Annotated in this window: 23 protein-coding genes; 3 read left to right on the top strand and 20 right to left on the bottom strand. The window is 46.8% G+C overall.

Going from position 1 to position 18,792, the window contains the following annotated elements; translation table 11 throughout:
- Window positions 1-65 precede the first annotated feature (65 nt).
- Entirely contained in the window at window positions 66-728 is a 663-nt protein-coding gene (gene can / locus ACMYSO_RS18170; protein ID WP_123757454.1) for a carbonate dehydratase, read from the top strand.
- Between the two features lie 60 nt (window positions 729-788).
- Here the strand turns inward: can and hpt are convergent, their stop codons facing one another.
- A complete protein-coding gene (gene hpt, locus ACMYSO_RS18165) occupies window positions 789-1,325 on the bottom strand; it encodes a hypoxanthine phosphoribosyltransferase (RefSeq protein WP_434666538.1) in 537 nt (178 codons plus the stop codon).
- Window positions 1,326-2,016: 691 nt separating this feature from the next.
- Here hpt and ACMYSO_RS18160 point away from each other — a divergent pair.
- Window positions 2,017-2,892 (top strand): putative phage abortive infection protein, encoded by an 876-nt coding sequence (locus ACMYSO_RS18160; protein ID WP_434666535.1) that lies wholly within the window; start codon window positions 2,017-2,019, stop codon window positions 2,890-2,892.
- A gap of 573 nt (window positions 2,893-3,465) precedes the next feature.
- Here the strand turns inward: ACMYSO_RS18160 and ACMYSO_RS18155 are convergent.
- The 8 genes from ACMYSO_RS18155 to ACMYSO_RS18120 form a co-directional block, all read right to left on the bottom strand.
- Window positions 3,466-3,654 carry a hypothetical protein gene (locus ACMYSO_RS18155; RefSeq protein WP_434670832.1) on the bottom strand — a complete coding sequence of 63 codons (189 nt, stop codon included), beginning with the start codon at window positions 3,652-3,654 and terminating at the stop codon, window positions 3,466-3,468.
- A 106-nt stretch (window positions 3,655-3,760) separates the two neighbouring features.
- Window positions 3,761-4,348 carry a hypothetical protein gene (locus ACMYSO_RS18150; protein ID WP_434666532.1) on the bottom strand — a complete coding sequence of 196 codons (588 nt, stop codon included), beginning with the start codon at window positions 4,346-4,348 and terminating at the stop codon, window positions 3,761-3,763.
- Window positions 4,349-4,694: 346 nt separating this feature from the next.
- The gene (locus tag ACMYSO_RS18145) at window positions 4,695-6,551 is read right to left on the bottom strand and encodes a hypothetical protein (RefSeq protein WP_434666530.1); all 1,857 of its coding nucleotides are present in this window, start codon (window positions 6,549-6,551) and stop codon (window positions 4,695-4,697) included.
- A gap of 44 nt (window positions 6,552-6,595) precedes the next feature.
- Window positions 6,596-7,060, bottom strand: a complete 465-nt coding sequence (locus ACMYSO_RS18140; RefSeq protein WP_434666528.1) for a hypothetical protein — start codon at window positions 7,058-7,060, stop codon at window positions 6,596-6,598.
- 2 nt (window positions 7,061-7,062) lie between these two features.
- Entirely contained in the window at window positions 7,063-7,557 is a 495-nt protein-coding gene (locus ACMYSO_RS18135; protein WP_434666526.1) for a hypothetical protein, read from the bottom strand.
- A gap of 20 nt (window positions 7,558-7,577) precedes the next feature.
- Window positions 7,578-8,354, bottom strand: a complete 777-nt coding sequence (locus ACMYSO_RS18130) for a hypothetical protein (protein WP_434666524.1) — start codon at window positions 8,352-8,354, stop codon at window positions 7,578-7,580.
- Window positions 8,355-8,380: 26 nt separating this feature from the next.
- On the bottom strand, window positions 8,381-8,557 hold the full coding sequence (locus ACMYSO_RS18125; protein ID WP_022065042.1) for a hypothetical protein: 177 nt from the start codon (window positions 8,555-8,557) through the stop codon (window positions 8,381-8,383).
- Between the two features lie 325 nt (window positions 8,558-8,882).
- Entirely contained in the window at window positions 8,883-9,278 is a 396-nt protein-coding gene (locus ACMYSO_RS18120; RefSeq protein ID WP_434666522.1) for a hypothetical protein, read from the bottom strand.
- 266 nt (window positions 9,279-9,544) lie between these two features.
- Here ACMYSO_RS18120 and ACMYSO_RS18115 point away from each other — a divergent pair, with 266 nt between their 5' ends.
- Window positions 9,545-10,483, top strand: coding sequence for a patatin-like phospholipase family protein (locus ACMYSO_RS18115; protein ID WP_434666520.1), 939 nt, complete (start codon window positions 9,545-9,547; stop codon window positions 10,481-10,483).
- 193 nt (window positions 10,484-10,676) lie between these two features.
- Here ACMYSO_RS18115 and xisR read toward each other — a convergent pair whose 3' ends face one another.
- From xisR to ACMYSO_RS18060, 11 genes are all read right to left on the bottom strand, one after another.
- Entirely contained in the window at window positions 10,677-10,892 is a 216-nt protein-coding gene (gene xisR, locus ACMYSO_RS18110; protein WP_434666518.1) for an excisionase family protein, read from the bottom strand.
- 430 nt (window positions 10,893-11,322) lie between these two features.
- Entirely contained in the window at window positions 11,323-13,137 is a 1,815-nt protein-coding gene (locus ACMYSO_RS18105; protein ID WP_434666516.1) for a DNA primase family protein, read from the bottom strand.
- Window positions 13,134-13,505, bottom strand: a complete 372-nt coding sequence (locus ACMYSO_RS18100; protein ID WP_434666514.1) for a hypothetical protein — start codon at window positions 13,503-13,505, stop codon at window positions 13,134-13,136. Before ACMYSO_RS18100 ends, ACMYSO_RS18105 begins: the two co-directional genes overlap by 4 nt.
- Complete coding sequence (locus tag ACMYSO_RS18095; RefSeq protein ID WP_088402385.1) at window positions 13,498-13,695, bottom strand: hypothetical protein; 198 nt, start codon at window positions 13,693-13,695, stop codon at window positions 13,498-13,500. Before ACMYSO_RS18095 ends, ACMYSO_RS18100 begins: the two co-directional genes overlap by 8 nt.
- On the bottom strand, window positions 13,688-13,966 hold the full coding sequence (locus ACMYSO_RS18090) for a host cell division inhibitor Icd-like protein (RefSeq protein ID WP_434666512.1): 279 nt from the start codon (window positions 13,964-13,966) through the stop codon (window positions 13,688-13,690). The genes ACMYSO_RS18095 and ACMYSO_RS18090 overlap by 8 nt, the downstream gene beginning before the upstream one ends.
- Window positions 13,959-14,162 (bottom strand): hypothetical protein, encoded by a 204-nt coding sequence (locus ACMYSO_RS18085; protein ID WP_434666510.1) that lies wholly within the window; start codon window positions 14,160-14,162, stop codon window positions 13,959-13,961. Before ACMYSO_RS18085 ends, ACMYSO_RS18090 begins: the two co-directional genes overlap by 8 nt.
- A complete protein-coding gene (locus ACMYSO_RS18080) occupies window positions 14,155-15,342 on the bottom strand; it encodes a host cell division inhibitor Icd-like protein (protein WP_434666508.1) in 1,188 nt (395 codons plus the stop codon). Before ACMYSO_RS18080 ends, ACMYSO_RS18085 begins: the two co-directional genes overlap by 8 nt.
- Window positions 15,332-15,949, bottom strand: a complete 618-nt coding sequence (locus ACMYSO_RS18075; protein WP_434666506.1) for a BRO-N domain-containing protein — start codon at window positions 15,947-15,949, stop codon at window positions 15,332-15,334. Before ACMYSO_RS18075 ends, ACMYSO_RS18080 begins: the two co-directional genes overlap by 11 nt.
- 139 nt (window positions 15,950-16,088) lie before the next feature.
- Complete coding sequence (locus ACMYSO_RS18070; protein ID WP_053289919.1) at window positions 16,089-16,373, bottom strand: helix-turn-helix transcriptional regulator; 285 nt, start codon at window positions 16,371-16,373, stop codon at window positions 16,089-16,091.
- Window positions 16,374-16,469: 96 nt separating this feature from the next.
- Complete coding sequence (locus tag ACMYSO_RS18065) at window positions 16,470-17,309, bottom strand: hypothetical protein (RefSeq protein ID WP_434666504.1); 840 nt, start codon at window positions 17,307-17,309, stop codon at window positions 16,470-16,472.
- Window positions 17,310-17,402: 93 nt separating this feature from the next.
- Window positions 17,403-18,629, bottom strand: coding sequence for a tyrosine-type recombinase/integrase (locus tag ACMYSO_RS18060; protein ID WP_434666502.1), 1,227 nt, complete (start codon window positions 18,627-18,629; stop codon window positions 17,403-17,405).
- Window positions 18,630-18,792 lie beyond the last annotated feature (163 nt).

The following is an 18,792-nucleotide window of genomic DNA, read 5'->3' as shown; positions in this document are numbered from 1 at the left end:
TAAAAAAAGTAAGGTTAACCTATATTAGCCCAACGCACTTACTTGGTTACAGGCCGTGAACGTCCATGAACGATATAGATACACTCATCAGCAATAATGCACTATGGTCAAAAATGCTGGTGGAAGAAGACCCTGGCTTTTTCGCAAAATTGTCGCAAGCGCAGAAGCCACGCTTTCTGTGGATTGGATGTTCTGACAGCCGTGTTCCCGCAGAACGGTTAACCGGCCTTGAGCCAGGCGAGCTGTTTGTCCATCGTAACGTCGCCAATCTGGTGATTCATACCGACCTGAACTGTCTGTCCGTGGTGCAGTATGCCGTCGATGTGCTGGAAGTCGAGCATATCATTATCTGCGGCCACTACGGCTGCGGCGGCGTACAGTCGGCGATTGATAACACAGAGTTAGGGCTTATCGATAACTGGCTGCTGCATATCCGCGATATCTGGTTCAAGCACAGCTCGCTGCTGGGTGAAATGCCGGAAGATCGTCGGCTGGATACATTATGTGAGCTGAACGTGATGGAGCAGGTCTATAACCTGGGGCATTCGACCATTATGCAGTCGGCGTGGAAGCGCGGCCAGAAAGTGACAATCCACGGCTGGGCTTACGGTATTCACGACGGGCTGTTACGCGATCTTGATGTTACCGCCGTCAGCCGTGAAACCCTCGAGCAGCGCTATCGACATGGGATTTCCAACCTCAAAATCAAACACGTCAACCACAAGTAACCCGCCCGTTTTGAAAACCCCGGCAGCGCAGCGCGCCATCGTCCGGGGTCGCATGAAACCTTACTCGTCCAGCAGTACGACTTTTCCGACATACGGCAGATGGCGATAGCGCTGGGCGTAATCAATCCCGTAACCGACCACGAACTCATCCGGAATCGCAAAACCAACGAACTCAACCGGGACATTGACTTCACGGCGGCTTGGTTTATCCAGCAAAGTACAAATCGCCAGTGATTTCGGCTCGCGCAGGCTGAGAATTTCGCGCACTTTCGAGAGCGTATTACCGGAGTCGATGATGTCTTCGACAATCAGTACATCTTTACCACGAATGTCTTCATCCAGGTCTTTCAGGATTTTCACATCACGGGTGGTCGACATGCCGCTACCGTAGCTGGAGGCGGTCATAAAATCGACTTCGTGCGGGACCTGAACTTCACGGCACAGGTCGGCCATAAACATAAATGAGCCGCGCAGCAGCCCCACCAGCACCATTTCACTGCCGCTGTCTTGATAGCATTCGTTGATTTGACGACCCAGTTCGGCGATACGCGCTTTGATCTCGGCTTCCGGGATCATCACTTCTACAATATGTTTCATAATCTATATATCTCACTGATTTTAATCAGTTAAATTCAATCTCAAGCCATGCAATTCAGTGAGTATTGATACACCGATTGATATACGGACTATCGCACAAACCTGAAATGATGCGAAAGCATGAGTACCGAAGAAAGGCGGCGAGTATACAGTATTATGTTCTGAGAAGAAAAATGCAGCACTGACTATCAGTTCAAACTGTTAATCCCAGGCAAGGCGTCGTATTCTGGAAATCTGTTAAATGGGAAAAGGGGTAACAAGATGAGCCACCAAGAAGACTACGCTCGCGGGTACAGCGATGGCTACAAATCAGTACAAGGAAACGTCATTCCTCCAATAGCGCCAATCGGTCCAATAACCCCACTAGGTTCTGATCCTTACGAGGAAGGATACAAAGCCGGAGTTGAAGCTGCTGGAGGTTAGCAGAGAAAAACGACATGAACTGGCACTAATCAGTAACATGTTGTTTATAAAAGCATTAGAATTAGGGAATGATAAAAAGGCGGTGGAATCGGAGATCTTCAAAGAAACCACGGAGTACGGGAAAAATTGATTGTGCATACGCTCTCGTTGTCCGTGGGCGTTGAATAACGGGCCTCTGTCGAAGAATTGGCGTATTACGTAAAAAGCTAAACATCATGTCTCAACGACCGTCTGCCCAGCAGAATAACAATCATTTATAAGGGTTTTTATGCTTTTTTTACTTGTGGTTTTTCTTGTGCTATTGGGTGTGCTTTGGCATTGGTTTCAAAATAATATTACATTGATATCAGGACTTGCCACAGCTCTTGCGTTTTTTGCAACAGCCTGGGCTGCCCATGAAGGCAGGAAAAGTGCCAGAGCAGCATTTCGTGCCGTAAAAACATCAGAGGATGCCCTAGAGGAAACAAGGAAAAACTATCTCAGAGATGCCTTCAATCAACGGTTCTCTTTATTACTTGAACAACACAACACCTATCTTGAAAAGGTAAATAATTATGTTCTTACTGAATCAGGATGGCTCTTCATAAAAGAAAAATTCTATTCAACTAATCATTTCGAAGCATTTAATGCGATGAGTGGGCATGTTATACTTAGCCCTTATATGCGTATTTTATATCACACGCTTAGATTTGTTGATCAAGATTATTTTGGCGAAAATAACGATATAAAAGGAAAGAAAAAATACACTTCACTAATCAGATCACTTATAAGCAATGATGTATTGTTTTTGGTTGCAGTTAACTCTAGCTATGTTTCAAATGAAGGTAATAAGAATCAGTATTACAAGTATCAATATCTTTTACAGAGGTTTGATTTTTTTGAGCATGCAAATTTCATTAACATTAATCATCAAAACGAAACCAGCAAAAACTTTGCTTTAACAACTCCAATTCTAAATATTGAGTACGACATTAAAAATACCTTTTATAATTACATCTCAGACGGAAGCTACGATGCCACTTCAAATTTTAAAATAAACATGTACATACCAGCCATTGTTGCATACATATATAAAAACCCTCTTCAGGGTACAATGCGAACGTGGCTCGATAAAGCCCCCTCTTTTTGTTTCACACTTTTATAGAGAAAACAGACAAGAAAAGTCATGAAGATATTTTCAATATGTATTTATTTGAAAAGTTTTCTAACTGTTATATCGATAAAGCCATCTATAACACTAATACTCCATACAACGCAGAGAGCAAGAGCAAATTAGATAAAGAGATATTAAAAAGCATCATCAGGGCTGTCAGGGGTGGACGTTTGCAATCTAACTCTCTTGATTCCATAAAGTTTGTAAAATTAAAAAACAACAGTAGCCACGTCTCAACCTGTTATAATTTTGAAACTCTTTATTATGATATAATAAATTATAACAAACATATTGACAGGAAAAATTATATTTTATTTGGCAATCGTTACTTACCTGTAAAAAACATGGCTACTAAATTCAGAAAATTTGAAAGTGAACTAAAAAAACAATGTGCTCTAACTTACATTGATTAACAGATTGTATACATAACACAATAAGTGCTTGATTTATCCGAGACCGTCACTTTGGTCGTCATGCTTTCAGTGAATTCATATTTATAGCGCAGGTAAATATTCAGCATCTCATACGTCAAACAAGCTTTAGCGGTTCAATGATGAGAAGGAGCTATCGACGAGGTACTGGCTTACTCCAGTGATATTCGGGAGCGGTCATCCGCCGGCGGTGCCGTTCTTTAGCAGCGAGCGAACCCGCAACCCTGCAACGTAACTCCAGCATATCGGCAGCATTCAGCTCATGCCCCTGCAGGCGGGCCAGCTCTTCAATTACCGCCTCGATTTTCTTCTGTTTTAACACCATACATCCTCCAGCCCTACAGGCTCACCGGCTACGCCCTGAGCATCAATATAAAAAGCCAGCCCCGGAGGGCTGGAATAACAGGAGCCCACTGGCACACTTTGGTTTAGTCGATATCGTCGGCCAGGGCATACAGCAACGAAGGGATCGCTCTCCGCATGGCTGTTTCTTCAGTTTCATCGCTCATGAGGGTCAGGGTGTAATCCCGGCACTCGTAAACCACATCATAGGCAGACAGGCCAAACGCACCACCGGCGATGATCTGCCCGATTTCATCATCTGGCGTTTCAACAATCGACAGCCGGTAGCCGCCGAACGTGACAGGCGGGTTATAAGGCCCTTCGCTTAAAAACAGCTCTACAGCCTTTGCGGCCAGCTGAGCGCGTTCGTCCGGGTCCATCCCGGCCACCTTGCCGGCACCTGACGCCATGATGCGCTTAATCTCCGCAACGCTCATTTCCACCAGCGCACTCCCTTGCGCCTGACCGGCTGGTGCAGGTTTGGTTTTACCCCTGGCATTCTTCGTGCGCGGGTCACTGGCGCTGCGGTATCGGGCCAGATAGGCATCGCAGGCCTCCTGGTCAATCTTCCCGTCAACCCGCACCGGAAATCCTTCATGGCTCTCCCAGTTATACAGCGCCTGCCGGCTCATTCCGGCATATTTTGCGTACTGACTGACGCTCATTAGTAACATAACTTTTCTCCTGCCTCATTGTCGCCGGCTGGCCAGTGTGTCAACCCGCAAGCGGAAAACTGTCAATCAAACGTCAAGGGTTCACCCGCTTGACACTTTTTTCTGTCAACTGGACACTTTTCGGGCTGAAAGTGTCAATCAAACTGTCAATCAAAATTCTCACGAACTCCCCTGCATCACGCGCCGCCTCCGGACTTTAACAACCTGACAACAAAAAAGTGTCAAGTGTAAAGTGTCAATCAAATTGAAAACCCGTAGCTACAAAAACACTGCGGCGCGCAATGCCCGTGCCTTACAAAAGTCTCAGGAAGGACCCATTTTTGTAAGGCGACGGCGGAAGGCCGCATCAATAGTTCATGGGCATAATTATTTTCCCGTTGTTCTCAACGTTGTAAGTTTTCCGCTCGCCTTTATCGTTAGTCATAACGATCTCCAGTCTTAACGGTTGTTCTGTGAAAGCATCCTTGAGGGAGCGGGCCAGGTTATCGGTGACGGCATTCGAGTCACTATTGCTTTTCTTTGGCGCCAGTATTGATTCCGGGCGATAGCCACCAGTCGGCATCGAGTTGATATTGTTCCGCTGCTGAGAGAGAAGCTCCGGGTTGCGCTTTCCTGACCACCGGTCATCCGTGATGGCCGTTCTTATTGCGTTTTTGAGTTGTTCTTCCGTGTATGGTTGAGAGCCCTGCTCATGCCTGATCATTGCGGCCATCAACGTCTTGAGGACTTCAGGGTTATGGAGGTCAAGACGCTGGCCTGCACCAAAACCTGTTCTGGAAGTCACATCATCGATATAAGCCCGGGTATTGTTTTCAGAGCTCGGGGCATACGTATGAAGAACGCCCCTTGGGGTATTGTTTCCGCGGTCACCGTATAACATCAGCTGGCGCGCCATTGCTGCAAGCCCATCATGATCACTGGCGAACGTCGAGAAACCGCCGTTCTTCCCTGTTGTGTTTGAGGCATCTCTCAAGTTGCCAGGATTGCGATTCCGAAATCCCAAAGTGTTAGAGGCATTATGGCCATCGTTATAAGGGACTTTGTCATTGCCGGATATTTTGGGAATGGCAGATAAATCATCCTGCAACCGATATGCCTGCCACATTGCGCCGTATCGGGCATTAAGCTTTTTCTCCACCTCGGGGTCGGGTCTGTTAAGTGTAAAGTTGAGCCTTTCAGAAGCTGACAGGCTGGCTTTAAACTCATCATCCCTTAATGCTTTCCAGCGAATGTCTTTATCACGATCGCCATGATAAAACTGAGTTCCATCATATTTCAGACCATCATTCAAACTGTCCTGCCAGCGATTACCATTTATATCTTTTGAATCATTGGCCGGAGATACAATAAATTTACCTACCCGCTGTGTAGCCTGAACTTTAAGACCACCCCAAATCGCCGCCATTTCATTCATCTGGCGATTGGCTTCTGACATTTCCTTATTAAACTCAGGATCCACTGTCAGACCAAACTTCTCTGCCTTCGACAAGAGCGTTGCATATTTGGCCCCCTCACGCATCAAGGTCAGCAGCTCTGGAGTAAGCCCAACCGCATCAGCAAAGGATTTTTGCTGGTCAGGCCGCAGGGTCGGGAAAATTTTCGCAATCGACTCCAGTGTTTTTAGGGTATTTACTGAGCCATCACTGTTCTTTTCTATCTGCGCGCCAATTTGTGCCATTGCAGCCATAACACCCGCATTCTTACCGCTGGCTGCCTCATTGAATGCTTTGAAAATACCCTCTATTGACGCAGCCGCCGTCTCACTGTCCGTACCAAGAATACGCAGGGCACCGGATAGTGCCGAGAAATCTTTAACGCTCATGGCGGTATTTTGGGCGTGGGTCTCGAGGTCATAAGCCCCTTTTGCCGCATCCCGAAAACCGTCAGCAATCTTTTGGACACCGAACCCTACGACGCCAGCCGCTCCGAAGCCAGCCACCTTACCAGCCAGTTCACCTACAATTTTTAGTGGAGGGATAATATCCCCGATGAACTGGACGTTATCCCGCGCACTACGAGACATTTTATCCAGACGCCCGCCAACGTCATCTAGGTTATCAACTGTCCCATCACCGCCCAGATTAAGCTTTTCCTGCGTCTCATCTAGCTGGGGGAGCAGGTTTTTAATGGCCTCGTTGATTTCATCAATGGTGGCGCTGACCCTGTCATCAGCAACCAGCTCAAAATCGAATGAATTACTCATACTTCCTCCACCAGCGAATTAACGCCGTTAACGATTTTAAAAGTTCAGATAGCAGCTGATTTGTTTTCCGCTTCATTCTTCAACCAACCAGACCATAACCGGTTTAAAATTCCGGCCATATGTTCGGCCCGCTCAAGTAAAGCAATAACATCCTGATATTCTTCCAGGCCATCGCTCGTATCCATTGAGTCTTTATTCGGGTTTTGTCGGGCAGCAGAGGCTAATTTTTCCAGTTCCTCAATGGAATACCTCAGATAACCGCTATTCTGGCGATCCAGCTCTCTCATGTAGTCATAAGTTGCCGCCTGTAGCTCATAACTCATGCTCATGGCCATCAGGAAGGTTTCACGTGCAGGAAGCTCATATGTTTTTCGGTTTTCCTGAGTGCCGTCTTCATTGGTATGAACATCATCAATTAAGAATTGATCCGATGACTTACCTAATACCTCGGGTATTTTCTCCAGAAGTTTAACGTTAAGAGTTGGGCTGGTATTTTTATTCAACGTCATTTTCAGTGCTCCTGACTGGTTATATCGTGAGACGCCGGAAGAGAATTAACGATATCGTCAAACGTTACTGGCTCTACAAACTTCTCCAGCGCCGACAGAGCAGCGTTAAAACCAGCCCGATAGCCGTTGGTGTCGCCGTTAATCATGCTGTGCTGGAATGCCGCCATGTTCTGGTCTTCGGCATCAAGGAGCTCCCAGCCAGGATAGGCTTTCTCCATGGCCCGGCGGGTAAAACGACTGAGCTGCCGAACGCTGCCCTGCAGTATGGCGATGGCCCGCTGGTGTGGGCTCCCTTCGGCGATAAGATGAAATGCCAGTATCGGGTTTTGTTTTGCTTCTTTGCTCACCGCGATCAGATGTGCATCCGAATGGCGACATTCAGGGGGGTGCTCGTCTTCAACAGATTGCTGAAGCCGGTGCATGCGCTGCATACGGCGCCCGGAAAAGCCATATGCATGCGCATCGGGCTGCGGCGGATTGAGATGCTGAAAGTTCATAACGCTCATCTCCGCACCACTCAGAGAGACACTTGTGATTTAAGGAGTTCGGCTTCACGTACCGGCCCTTCAATCTTGCCATTTACGCGACGGGTATCCCCCGGCAAGCTCACACCAGATGCACGGATACGATCATTGCGGCGTGCTGTGGCCTGTGCCACTTCCTCCCGGTACTCCTCATCTGCTTTGCGGCGAGCATTGACATTGTCAGGCGACATCGGGTCGTACTCGTTTTGCATCTTCAATGTCATGTTGGCTAATGCCTTGACCTCATCCTCTGTCAGAGGCTCTTCCATTTTTTTCAATGCTTTGATAGCGCTACTCTGGGCAGCGCTGTAACCATTTGCATCACGGTTCTGCGTTGAAAACGTCAGAGCCGTTCGGGCTTTCTCTTCGTCGTCCTGAAACTCCCAGGTCGGATCGTTCTCTTCCATAAATTTCTGGGTAAACACAGAAAGCGCCATCGGCGACGATGCCAATTGCAGCTTTATTTTCTTCGACGAAAGCTTTGTTTCTTTCAGCAAACGAACAGCCAGAACCGGGTTGTTCTTAGCCTCAGAAGACACCGCGACATTGTGACCACGGCTGTGCTGGTTAGGGCGGTATACCTGAATATCGTCACTATCCTGTTTCAGTGGCTCATTACCGTTATCGGACTCGCCTTTCGTTTTGGTTTTGCCTGACAGATGCGAGAAATCAAACATGGATGGGTTTTCCTCAGAGAGTTGGGGCTGTTTTTTCTTACCTTTCATACCGAACGCTGTTTGCGCCCATGCAGGTAGTTTCATTAGCGGCATTGGTTTCTCCTTTCCGGGCGATAGCGTTACTTCTTGCCCGCCTCATGCCGGTGGATGCCCTGGCGCAAAAGGTGACGCGCCAGCTCCTGAATGCTTGGGGCTGCGCCTACGGTAGAACGTCGGCACTCATCATCCCGAAGGCGCTGTAACCCTTCGAGAATCGGCTGATCAACAAGAATCGGCTTTTTGCTGGTTACTGCCATTTCCTGACCTCCTGACACTGGTTAAACATACAGAATTATTCTGCGTTCGCTTAACTTATGATCAATATATTAAATCGTCAAGATAAAATATTTTAATCAAAAGAGAGTGCAGAGTTCATAGTGGCATAATGAATGCGCTTGTTAATGGAGATGCGACAGGAGGTTTCAGTGCCGGTAAAGCGCCGGTAAAGCGCCAGCTCAGCGGCTACGCACTCAGGCGTACAAATCACAGGCTAATGGACTGGAAAAAGAAACTGTGCAGATTTTCACAGTAACGAAAGGGGGTCAGATATCGATGGCGGGAGCTGGGAGTATTACCGGCTTTCTATCCCGGCAAGATGTACAAAGCTTCCTGCACCAGCAACAAAGAGGGGCTACGCATAGTCGCTCCGAACTGCCAGGCAGCGAAGACCAGAAAACCAACCAGGACAACGACAGACACATTCAGTACCCGCCGTTCAGCATGCAGTAACACGACAACGGCGACCAACAGCAGGATCAACGTGACTGGCCAGCAGGAAGCAAGCGCAATGTACGACATCAACAGGTAATCCGTAATCATAGCCTCACCTCTTTTTTTACCTGAACGCCCCATAACTTTCCGTACCATCCTTATTAAATACTGATTAAATTTTTGTGGAAAGTCATTTTCACTGGAATCATTACTTATTTTAATTGGGAATTTTGTGGGTGTGATTTTATCATTTCTTATAGTGATCATAATTAGCATCCACATATAAATAATATTTTCCCATCATGCTTGTAAAAGAAAACTTAAAAGCTAACGTTTATAGAAGATACCAAACATTTCTTTCTGGACTTCACTTACAGTTGAAGTTTGCGAAATGGTTATGGTATCTAAGCAATAAATTAACGGTGAAGTCTTTTTGTCATATTATATGCTTATCAATTAAAACCTCAATGATACAGATTCCTTAACAATGATGTAAGGCGCAACCCCTTAAATACATTCTGGAGTGTCATATCATGGCTACGAGAAAAATACTTAGCATTGATGGTGGTGGTATTCGTGGAATTATCCCCGCCTTAATATTGGCTGAAATTGAAGGGAGGGTAGGAAAACCCATTTCTAAATGCTTTGATTTAATGGCCGGAACATCAACCGGAGCACTACTTGCTCTAGGTTGCGCTAAAAAAGATTCGAATGGTAACGCGAAGTATAAAGCAAGCGATCTTGTGAAAATTTATGAAGACAGAGGGAAAGACATATTCCCTCGTTCTTTCTGGAAAGGCGTTTCTTCTGTAGCGGGATTAGCTGATGAAACATACCCAGCAAAAGGGCTCGAAAGTGTTCTCAATGAGTATTTTGGCGACGATGAAATAAAGTCCAGTTTAACAAAAACGCTCGTAACAAGCTATGATATCCAGCAAAGGACTCCTTTATTCCTAAAGAGCTGGGATGATAAATATAGCAATGTGCTCATGAAAGATGCAGCCAGAGCGACCTCAGCCGCTCCGACTTATTTTGAACCGGCATATATATCTGTTGGAGGGAGCAAAAGAGCTCTTATTGATGGCGGAGTATTCATCAACAGCCCTGCTGTATCCGCATTCGTAGAGGCCAAGAAAATATTCCCTGATGATAATGACTTCATTTTGATATCACTAGGAACCGGCGAACACACACGGGCAATACCTTATGATGAAGCAAAAGAATGGGGGAAATTAGAATGGGTTTTGCCATTGTTAAGTTGCATGTTTGACGGCTCAGCTGACGCTGTAAATTATCAGATGAATTCTCTTTTAGGTGAAAAATACTATAGATTCCAGGCTACCCTTGATAAGGCATCGGATGATATGGATAATGTAACGAAAGCAAATATTGAAGCGCTAAAAATGGCCGCAAACTTTATCATTAGTAATCAAAGCAATGAGATTGGCAGAGTATGTGAATTATTAAAATAGTAATTTACGGTATAACATGAGACAACATATCTTCGTATGTATTTACCAGAAATTATTCTGCACTCAGCTATGAGCAGCACTAACCATCCTGTGCGGTATTACAGGGCAGTGATACCGCCAGTCGGACTATCGCTATATTCGTACCTTTTTCCGTTGTCCGGGTCTCAGGTTCGTCCACCAACCAGCATAATCATTAAGTATCTCCAACAAGCTTATTGATTTTTGTGTAGTTGTAGAGAAGTATTGCCCTTCCTTCAGTGGCCTGAGGGTTAGGGGAGTGCTTCTTGTAATGAATGCCCTCAACCCATCGCCCCTCCCGGTAAGATTTTATTTGCCGAGGAGTCATATACATCTTCGCTACAATTCCCGCTTCCATCATCCATTCATCATCTTGAGTAATATTGGCCATAATTAACCTCATTTCTTTTTTTGACTGGTCAGCTCGCACGAACGGGCGGTTCCGCTGGTGGCTGAGTAGAGTAAATTGGCTGGTGGGCTACCGACAAACTTGTCCGGCCACCAGCCGCCCATAGGCTGATATTTGTGCTGTCATTTTTCGTGGTCCTAAAACTATAAAATTAAAAAATATGCGTTTAAGTGTTCACCCCTTCACCTTTTAAAATTTCATGATTATATTCATGTGGTTATATGGTGAATACCTTCTTTAAGGTATTCACTAGTGTTCACCCTATCCTTCACCTTTTAGGACGAAAAACAATCAAAAGGTGAACAGGTGAATACTTGGTGAACACTTAACAGCTAAGTGTTCACCACTTAACTTACTGTTATGAATAAATTTTTTAACAGGGTGAATACTGGTGAACACTTAATCCATAACTTTACTCTACCTTGCCGCCCTCAGAAGTACTGTTACATGATGGCATCCAGTCTTCTGAATCATCATGCAGGGTGACGTTTGACCTGATACCGTGCTTTGTTTTCCGTTTATCGTACTTCTTCCCATACTCGGCCATAGCTCCGGGCATATCCGTACCGAACCGCATTAACGATACCGGCTTATTCAGGCCATTCGCCCGCATGTATGCCATGTAGGCGTGATACAGATAACGCCGTGGGCTGAATGGCACTATCTCGGCATTACCGATAAACATGCCATCGCACACCACCGATGCCATCAGATAGCCGCAGAAGTCCACCAGCGAATCACCTTCTCGCTTGATAGTCAGCGCCTCCTCTGATTTCTGCTGTTCGTGCAGTAGTCGTTTAGCTTCGTCCTGGCTGGCAAAACGGATCAGCAGGTGGCGAATAATGACGGCCAGCTCACCTTCGATTTTTTCGGCCAGCATCGTATCCCGCTCGTCTTCCGGTACGACCTCGGAAAAGTTGAATATCACACGGCGACGCGATATCCCTCCGCTGCGGTCGCTGAACGTCATAGCGTTGTTATTGACGGCCAGCACTACCGCCTGTATCCGCGTCGAGTATGGCGCCTTATGCTTAGGGTCTACCGACACCTTATCGCCCCCTGTAATGGCCTTAATACCGGCGCCATCGCCAGCGTATCGCGTCATGTCCGGCATGATGATCAGCGAATAACCAACCACCAGCGCCCTGTCCCTCGCATCCTCCAGCGCTTTCATACTAGCCGAGACGGTATTGGCCTTGCCCGCAAGCATCGTGCAAATTTCCGCCATGACGCTTTTACCGCTGCCGCCGGGCCCCGTGACCTCAAGAAACAATTGCCAGTCGTAACGGTTCGCCAGCACCATAAACAGCGCAGCCAGTACACGATCGGTTTTTCGGTCATTACTGGCCACAGAACGGCGAAGCCATTTCCAGAAGTTCGGCGCATGAGTCGCCAGTGTCTCGCCTTCTGCCGGCGGACTGAACGGGAGTTCGCTGGCGATCAGCAGCCAGTCAGTCTTGTTATGCTCCCTGAATTGCCCCGTCCGGGTATCAAATACCCCATTGCTGAAGCCAATAAGGTTGCGGGCTGTAACCCCCATGACCGGTAGACTCAGTTTCATAGTTTCCACCGCAGATTTAATGGCGTTCTGCGAGTAGGCCACCTCAGAATCGATGTAGATCTGTGCCATTTCACGCTGTAGTTCTTTATCCGGTAGTGGATTCCAGACAACACCGTTGTAGTGGTGAACCGTATCAGAGTCGGCATGAATCGCCAGGTTCCCACCATAGTGAGCCAACAGCACCTCACCGCGCTGGCTGGCCCCCATCTGGTTCAGTGCTGGCACTACGCTATTTTGCAAGGGTTCTCGCTTAGTTACTGGCAGATCGACCACAGTGCTTTCCCTTCGTTCCGCTTGTTCACGCAACCGGTTCAGATAATCGTGCCAGTCCTCCGGATGGCGATCCGGAATACCTTTATACAATTTGGCATCCTGGACGCCTGCCAACGCCAGCTTTTCACCAATAGTGTTAATCTGTATCGGTTCAATATCTCCGGCCAGGTACACGCGGGCACTCCGTCGCCCCTTATCAACGATATTAAGGTTCGCCAGCTCAGCCAGTTGTTTTGGGCCTAGGTAGATGGGAGGCGTCGTATCCTCGGCAACCTGTTTACCCAGCCCCTCCTCCCACCCTTTCGCATGCGCATAAGCATCAGTTCCCGCAAAAATAACCGCCTCAGTAAATTTTTCCCTGGGAAGATGTTTAAGGTTCGGTGCATTTTTCACTTCGGGATCCCTCCACTCATCTGGAATTTGCCTAACAGCGGGTGATACCAGTACGCAGATCCGTATTTACGTTTAGCGCTACGTAACACCTGTCTGGCCACCTCCCTGAATTTCTCCTCTGGGGCGACAAAACCACCACTTTTTAACTTAACCATCATCACGCCCGTGTTCTTCGCCAGCTCTTCAGCCTTTTTCGTGGAAATACCGAACTCAGCCGCCAACGTAGACAATGGCGCCATACCCGGGGGGATTTCGCCCCCCTGGCTGTCAGTCAGTGATTTGATCTGCTGCTCAAGAACCAGCACCTTTTCAGTCAGCAGTTCCACACGCCTTTCAAGCGATTCGTTTAACTCAGCCGGGTTATGCATGGCCTACCTCCGGCAATTCTTGCTCAAGCATGAAGGAAGCAAGCTCACACGAAATGTCGTAAGCAAGCTCGACCAGATACTGTCTTTCGTGCTCCTGCAGGGCGTTCTGTGAAATCACCATAAGCAGCGTTGAAAGCTGTAAAGTTCGCGACTTCGCCTTCTTCGGGGTCAATATTTCGAGCCTAGACATCACCTGCCCCCTTCATTTGCTGAAGTGAGACGTCAGCATCACAGCCCATAACAGACCACAAAACAGAACTATCCCGATCCATCCAATGACAGGTGAGAGGACAATCGGAACGGATTTTTGCTGCGAATGTCAGAGAAAAATTACCAGCAAGCTTCGAACGTGCTTCATCTTCGGTATTAGCCTGAGTACGCAGAACGACAGGAAGTGCCCGCGAGTCGGCGTAAGTGGCCAGAAACAACCAGGTAAAGTTTTTCGGTTGAGGGTTACGCATTTTCCTCCTCCTCCTCGCGTGATGATTCTTCACCAAGAAAACCACCTACGTCGCCAATCAACCCTTTAAGCATTGCGAGCAGCGCATCTATCTCGCAATCCTCCATGCTAGCGGCTGTCCTTTTTTTCATCATGCTAAGAATGATTTCTGCCTGAAATGCTTTTTCAGCAGCCTGGTGGACAGTTAGATCACTCATGGCGCACCTCCATAACCTGAAAGGCATGGTATGGGAGGCGGGAGTCGAGAATGAGGCTTACTCCCGGCATAGTGTCGCGGGCTTCCTGCTCGCTGGATGCGTTGACGTAAATCACCAACGGTTTGGCGACAGGAGAACGCTCAGAAATCGAGAGAAAACGCCATGTGAATTTTTTAGAGTCAGCATCTACAGGTTGACGATTCCGGTAGAAGATCGCCGTATACTGGGCTTTCAGCTTTGCTTTGGCTTCATAGAGAGTTTCAGCCGCAACTGATACCAGAACAGATTCACCAGCCATGTTGTCTCGTTCCAGAGCGGTGAATAGGTACTGATATTTAGGGCGAGTTTGGGTATGCTGTTGATCAGCCATAACTGTTACCTCAACTAACGGTTTGTGGTTAGAGGCCCGGTTAGTGTTCCTAGCACTGCCGGGCTTCGCACTTACAAGGTGTATTTCACCTTTGATATTCAAGCTAGCCCAAAGTGAAATACACTTCAAGCCTTTTTCTTTTGTTTTTTTTGCGTATACTGAAATACACCTAACACAAGGAGTTTCAGTAATGGCAACAGGTGCGAAGAACGCAAAGTCACAAATGACTACAGTTCGAATCCCCCATGATGTGATGGAAGATATTGAAAGTTTGAAGCAAGAAGGCGAAAGCACCGCTGGTTTTCTCGTAACTGCAGCCAGAGGTGAGATCAAACGCCGCCAGCGTAAGCAGACTAAAATCGCTCCGAATGAGGCCACATAATGACCATAATTAATGATGAATCCGTACCTAACGTCCAGGAAGTTGAGGAAGCCATTAATCAAGTAAGGCATCACTTCTCTGAGTATAATTGTTTCATTAAAACAGACGATTACGGAAATGTAGTTTTTATCAGATTCCCCGAGTCTGAATCTCATAACCCATTCAATTTCACTATCGACAGCAAAATCTTCAAAAGGAAAAGTCGGCTGAAAGAACACCTCGAATTCATTGAGCGTCAATTGAAAGAAAACGGAAGAATATAAATTTAAGGGCTGACCACCCCATAATCTATCAGCAGATAGGGCACCCCTAATATCGATTGAGAAGTGATTTTGACCACAAGCATTAACCCTGGTATTCTTATTTTTCTTGAGTTTTTGGTAGTGACATTGGCAGCTCTGCAAAGCTGCCTTTGTTTTATGCATCATCTTCAATGCCCTCCAGCAATCCGGGTTGATACTTTCTCCATAATCCAATTTCTTCCATCTCAAGACGGGCTTTCTCTCCTTTGCACGCCTGTAGGTCACTACCGCACTTACTGGCTTTCTTTGTGTACTGATCCTTACGACGACTGAAGTCATTCAGGAATGAGAACGGGACGCCGTATGAACCGGTTTTACGTATGGACGGGATAACTTCGCGGAATACCCAATTGCTGAAGCGGTGGGCGAAGGTCCCGGCAGTGGATGCCTTGCGGCTGCGGGCAATCAATTTGTAGAAGCCTGATTCTGCGGCCATATTCCAGCTACGCGCTCCACCACGCTTACCCGAATGACCCTCAGTTAAAGTTAGGGTCATTACCTCGTCACCATCCAGAGAGGTAACGGCACTGGTTGGGTTGCTGATTTCCAATGCCTGGCACACATCAGACACAACGAACCACGGCTCACCGAAAACATTCACAATCCTGACCGTGCGTCCTTCAAATTTAATTACAGAAATATCATTTTCATTTGCCGTGAAATTAGCCTTTTGGCTGGTTTCAGGGTGAGTTTTGACGCCGCCAGTAAAGGCAGTTAATTTTTCCTGAGTCATTTCTATCGCTCCAAAAAATTCTTATTCAGAGCCGCCGCGACAGCGTTAGGTATGCTGCAATATTTTTAACGCAACGCCACGCAACAAAATTTCTTTTCGCTGATCAGACGAAGTTGCGTGCGGTTGCATTGGTCTTCTGTTAGGCCGATTTACGGCTATATGGGTTATTGACGTTAGGTACAGCTGGAGGGTTACGGACCCACCAAAGCACATCTGACAGAAGCCAGGCGCAGCTATTGCGGCCAAAGTGGCAGCGCGGAGGAAAGCGACCCTCTTGCTCCATCTTCCAACGACTGGAGCGGGAAAGACTTGTGATTTCGCCACATTCATCTTCACGAATCCGGCGATCAAACTTGAAGCCGTACTCCTCAAGAAGGTTACGGCGTTGTTCGGGGTTAGGTGGGGTAAAGATAATATTGTTCATGCTGCCTCCACTGTTTCTGGGTTTGTGGAGGTTATTGTTATCAATCAAAAAAATTTTGTCTGAAATATTCCGGAAAATCAACGGAATTTCCGAAGATCATTCATCGCCAGAGAAAGGGATATCAACACCTTTAACCCAATCCTGAACAGCCTTTCCTGATGGGGGTGTAATATTAATAATTTTAAAATCTTTGCTTATTTCACTATTATCATCCTCAAGAAATCGTCGCGGACTTTCTGCCACCTCGTTTCCATAATGAATGCGCAAAAGAGATTTTATAAACTGAGCACGCTTATTTATGGTTTTTGTTGAGTGAGCTTCATCGGGATTTTTTGACGGTTCTATCTTTTCTTTTCCACCATTAATATAACTTGGAAACTCATCACCATCATTACATTTTTTAATTAAAACAAAATCAGATTTAGAAATACAGAAATCTTCAACATCGAAATTAAGAAATTCATCCATTTCAAAAGAAACAAACATCTTGCTTTCTGCCGAAAACCAAAAATCATCCAAACTTGGTTGGAAACTGTAAAGCGCGGTCATTCCGTATGCATTTTGCGGTAAAGCCCATAATCCGCTAAATGAGCAGGGATAAAACCTTTCTTCGCGTGGGAGGCTATCTAAATCTATATCTTCATATCTCATTAATGAGACAACTCTGGAAAATTTATCGATGGTATGTTTTTCTTTAAAAAGCTCATCTCTGAGATGTTGAGCAGATTCAAATTGTTCCTCTGTGAATCTATCTAAATTCCTGTTCTCTTTTTTTACACCATCACCAATAAAACGGACATATCCATGTCCTTCCTCAAAAGAAACAAACAACTTGATTGCTCCAATCGAAGCCCAATGAAACAAATCTTCAACTTTACATCCGAGCAACTCAGCAGCGCGAACTACTGAGTAATATTCCCGTAATGGCATTCCCATATCGTCACCCTCAACGCCCCCTAAATAACTTGCGGGCCAGGCGGGTAGGGTTTCCCGCTTTTCGGTTGGCCGACCTAGACCCGCAATATCAGTTTAATCTCTATTCGCTACAGGTAACAGAACCACATTTTTATGATTACCCGCAAGAAGTTCTAAGCGTTCATGCCATTTGTTCAGAGCGTCCAGCTTCTCCGGCAAGTACAGGCTACGGTTATAAATAGCCATTACGCCCGGTAAAGCATGACCCAGCAGCAGCTCTACAATATGCGGTGCTATGCCCATATTGTTTAGCCCCGTGGAGAACGTGCGCCGCAGATCGTGAAGAGTCCACGGCTCGTTATGATGGAAATCTTTAAAAAGCCTGCGCCCTTTCAATGATACAGCCTGACGGGTGCGATCTTCTCCCAGTAACAAACCCGTTTTCCCTGTCTCGCGCTTTAACTCTTCCAGCCACGGGCGTATTGCTTCGGGTATCGATCTCACAATTTTCTCGCGGGTTTTGCTGTGCTCTTTCGGTACTGTCCAAATCCACGAGGTAAAATCCCACTCTGACCATCGAGAGAGACGAACCTCCATCGTTCGCGCACCAAACAGCACCAGCATTTTGAGAAGACGTGAATAATACGGCTGCTGATCATCGCTGCCTGTACAGCGCCACACATCAGCCAGCTCGCTATCTGACAATACGCGGTCACGTTGGCCGGATGGCTGGCCCACATCCTGAATGGTGAGAAAGGCCAGAGCATCACTGGCGGCATAGCGGCGAACCTTGCAAAAACGTAACGCCTGTTTGGATATCTGGAACATGCGGCCAGCGGTCATTGGTTTGGTCTGGTTTATTTCATCAAAACAAGACACCCAATGCCGGGTTTCACATCGGGTCAGAGGATAACGACCAAGGCGGGGGTAAATATGCTTGCGTAGCTGTGCCCTTACCAGCTCCTCATCACTGCGCTTTCTCCTGGCGTAATTCACCAGCCAGTATTCGAGAGCATCCTGTACTGTCACAGGTTTAAGCGTTTCTTCGGTGCTCAGTTCAAGCTCTGTTTTTGGATCAAGACCACCAGCCAACCACTGACGACACTTTTCCCTCTTTTCTCTCGCAGCTTTTAGCGACAAATCAGGGTAACGGCCAAGCGTTAAACGTTCGAGTTTGCTACCCCTTCCACCCAACCGGTACGAGAATACCCAACTCAGTTGACCCTGTTTTGATGCCCTGACGCTTAAACCTTCACCATCAGCATACATTTCTGGCGCATCACGGCTGGCCCCCTGGAGTGCCTTGAGCTTTTTATCACTTAGCTTGTTAGTGCCCGCCATAGCCCGCCCCGCCTGGATTCGTGATTGCGATTGATACACCGATTGATACACCGTTCGTTGCTACAGTCAAAAAAACCGCATAAACATACGAACGAAAATAACCGTATCTTACTGATAATAAAAATCAAAATTGAGAATTCGCGAAATCATCTAAAAGCATGAA

Source organism: Klebsiella sp. B345 (assembly GCF_051131735.1).
In the GTDB taxonomy this organism is placed as follows: Bacteria; Pseudomonadota; Gammaproteobacteria; order Enterobacterales; family Enterobacteriaceae; genus Klebsiella.
Note: the sequence above shows the minus strand (reverse complement) of the source record. Positions and strands in the feature narration are given on the sequence as shown.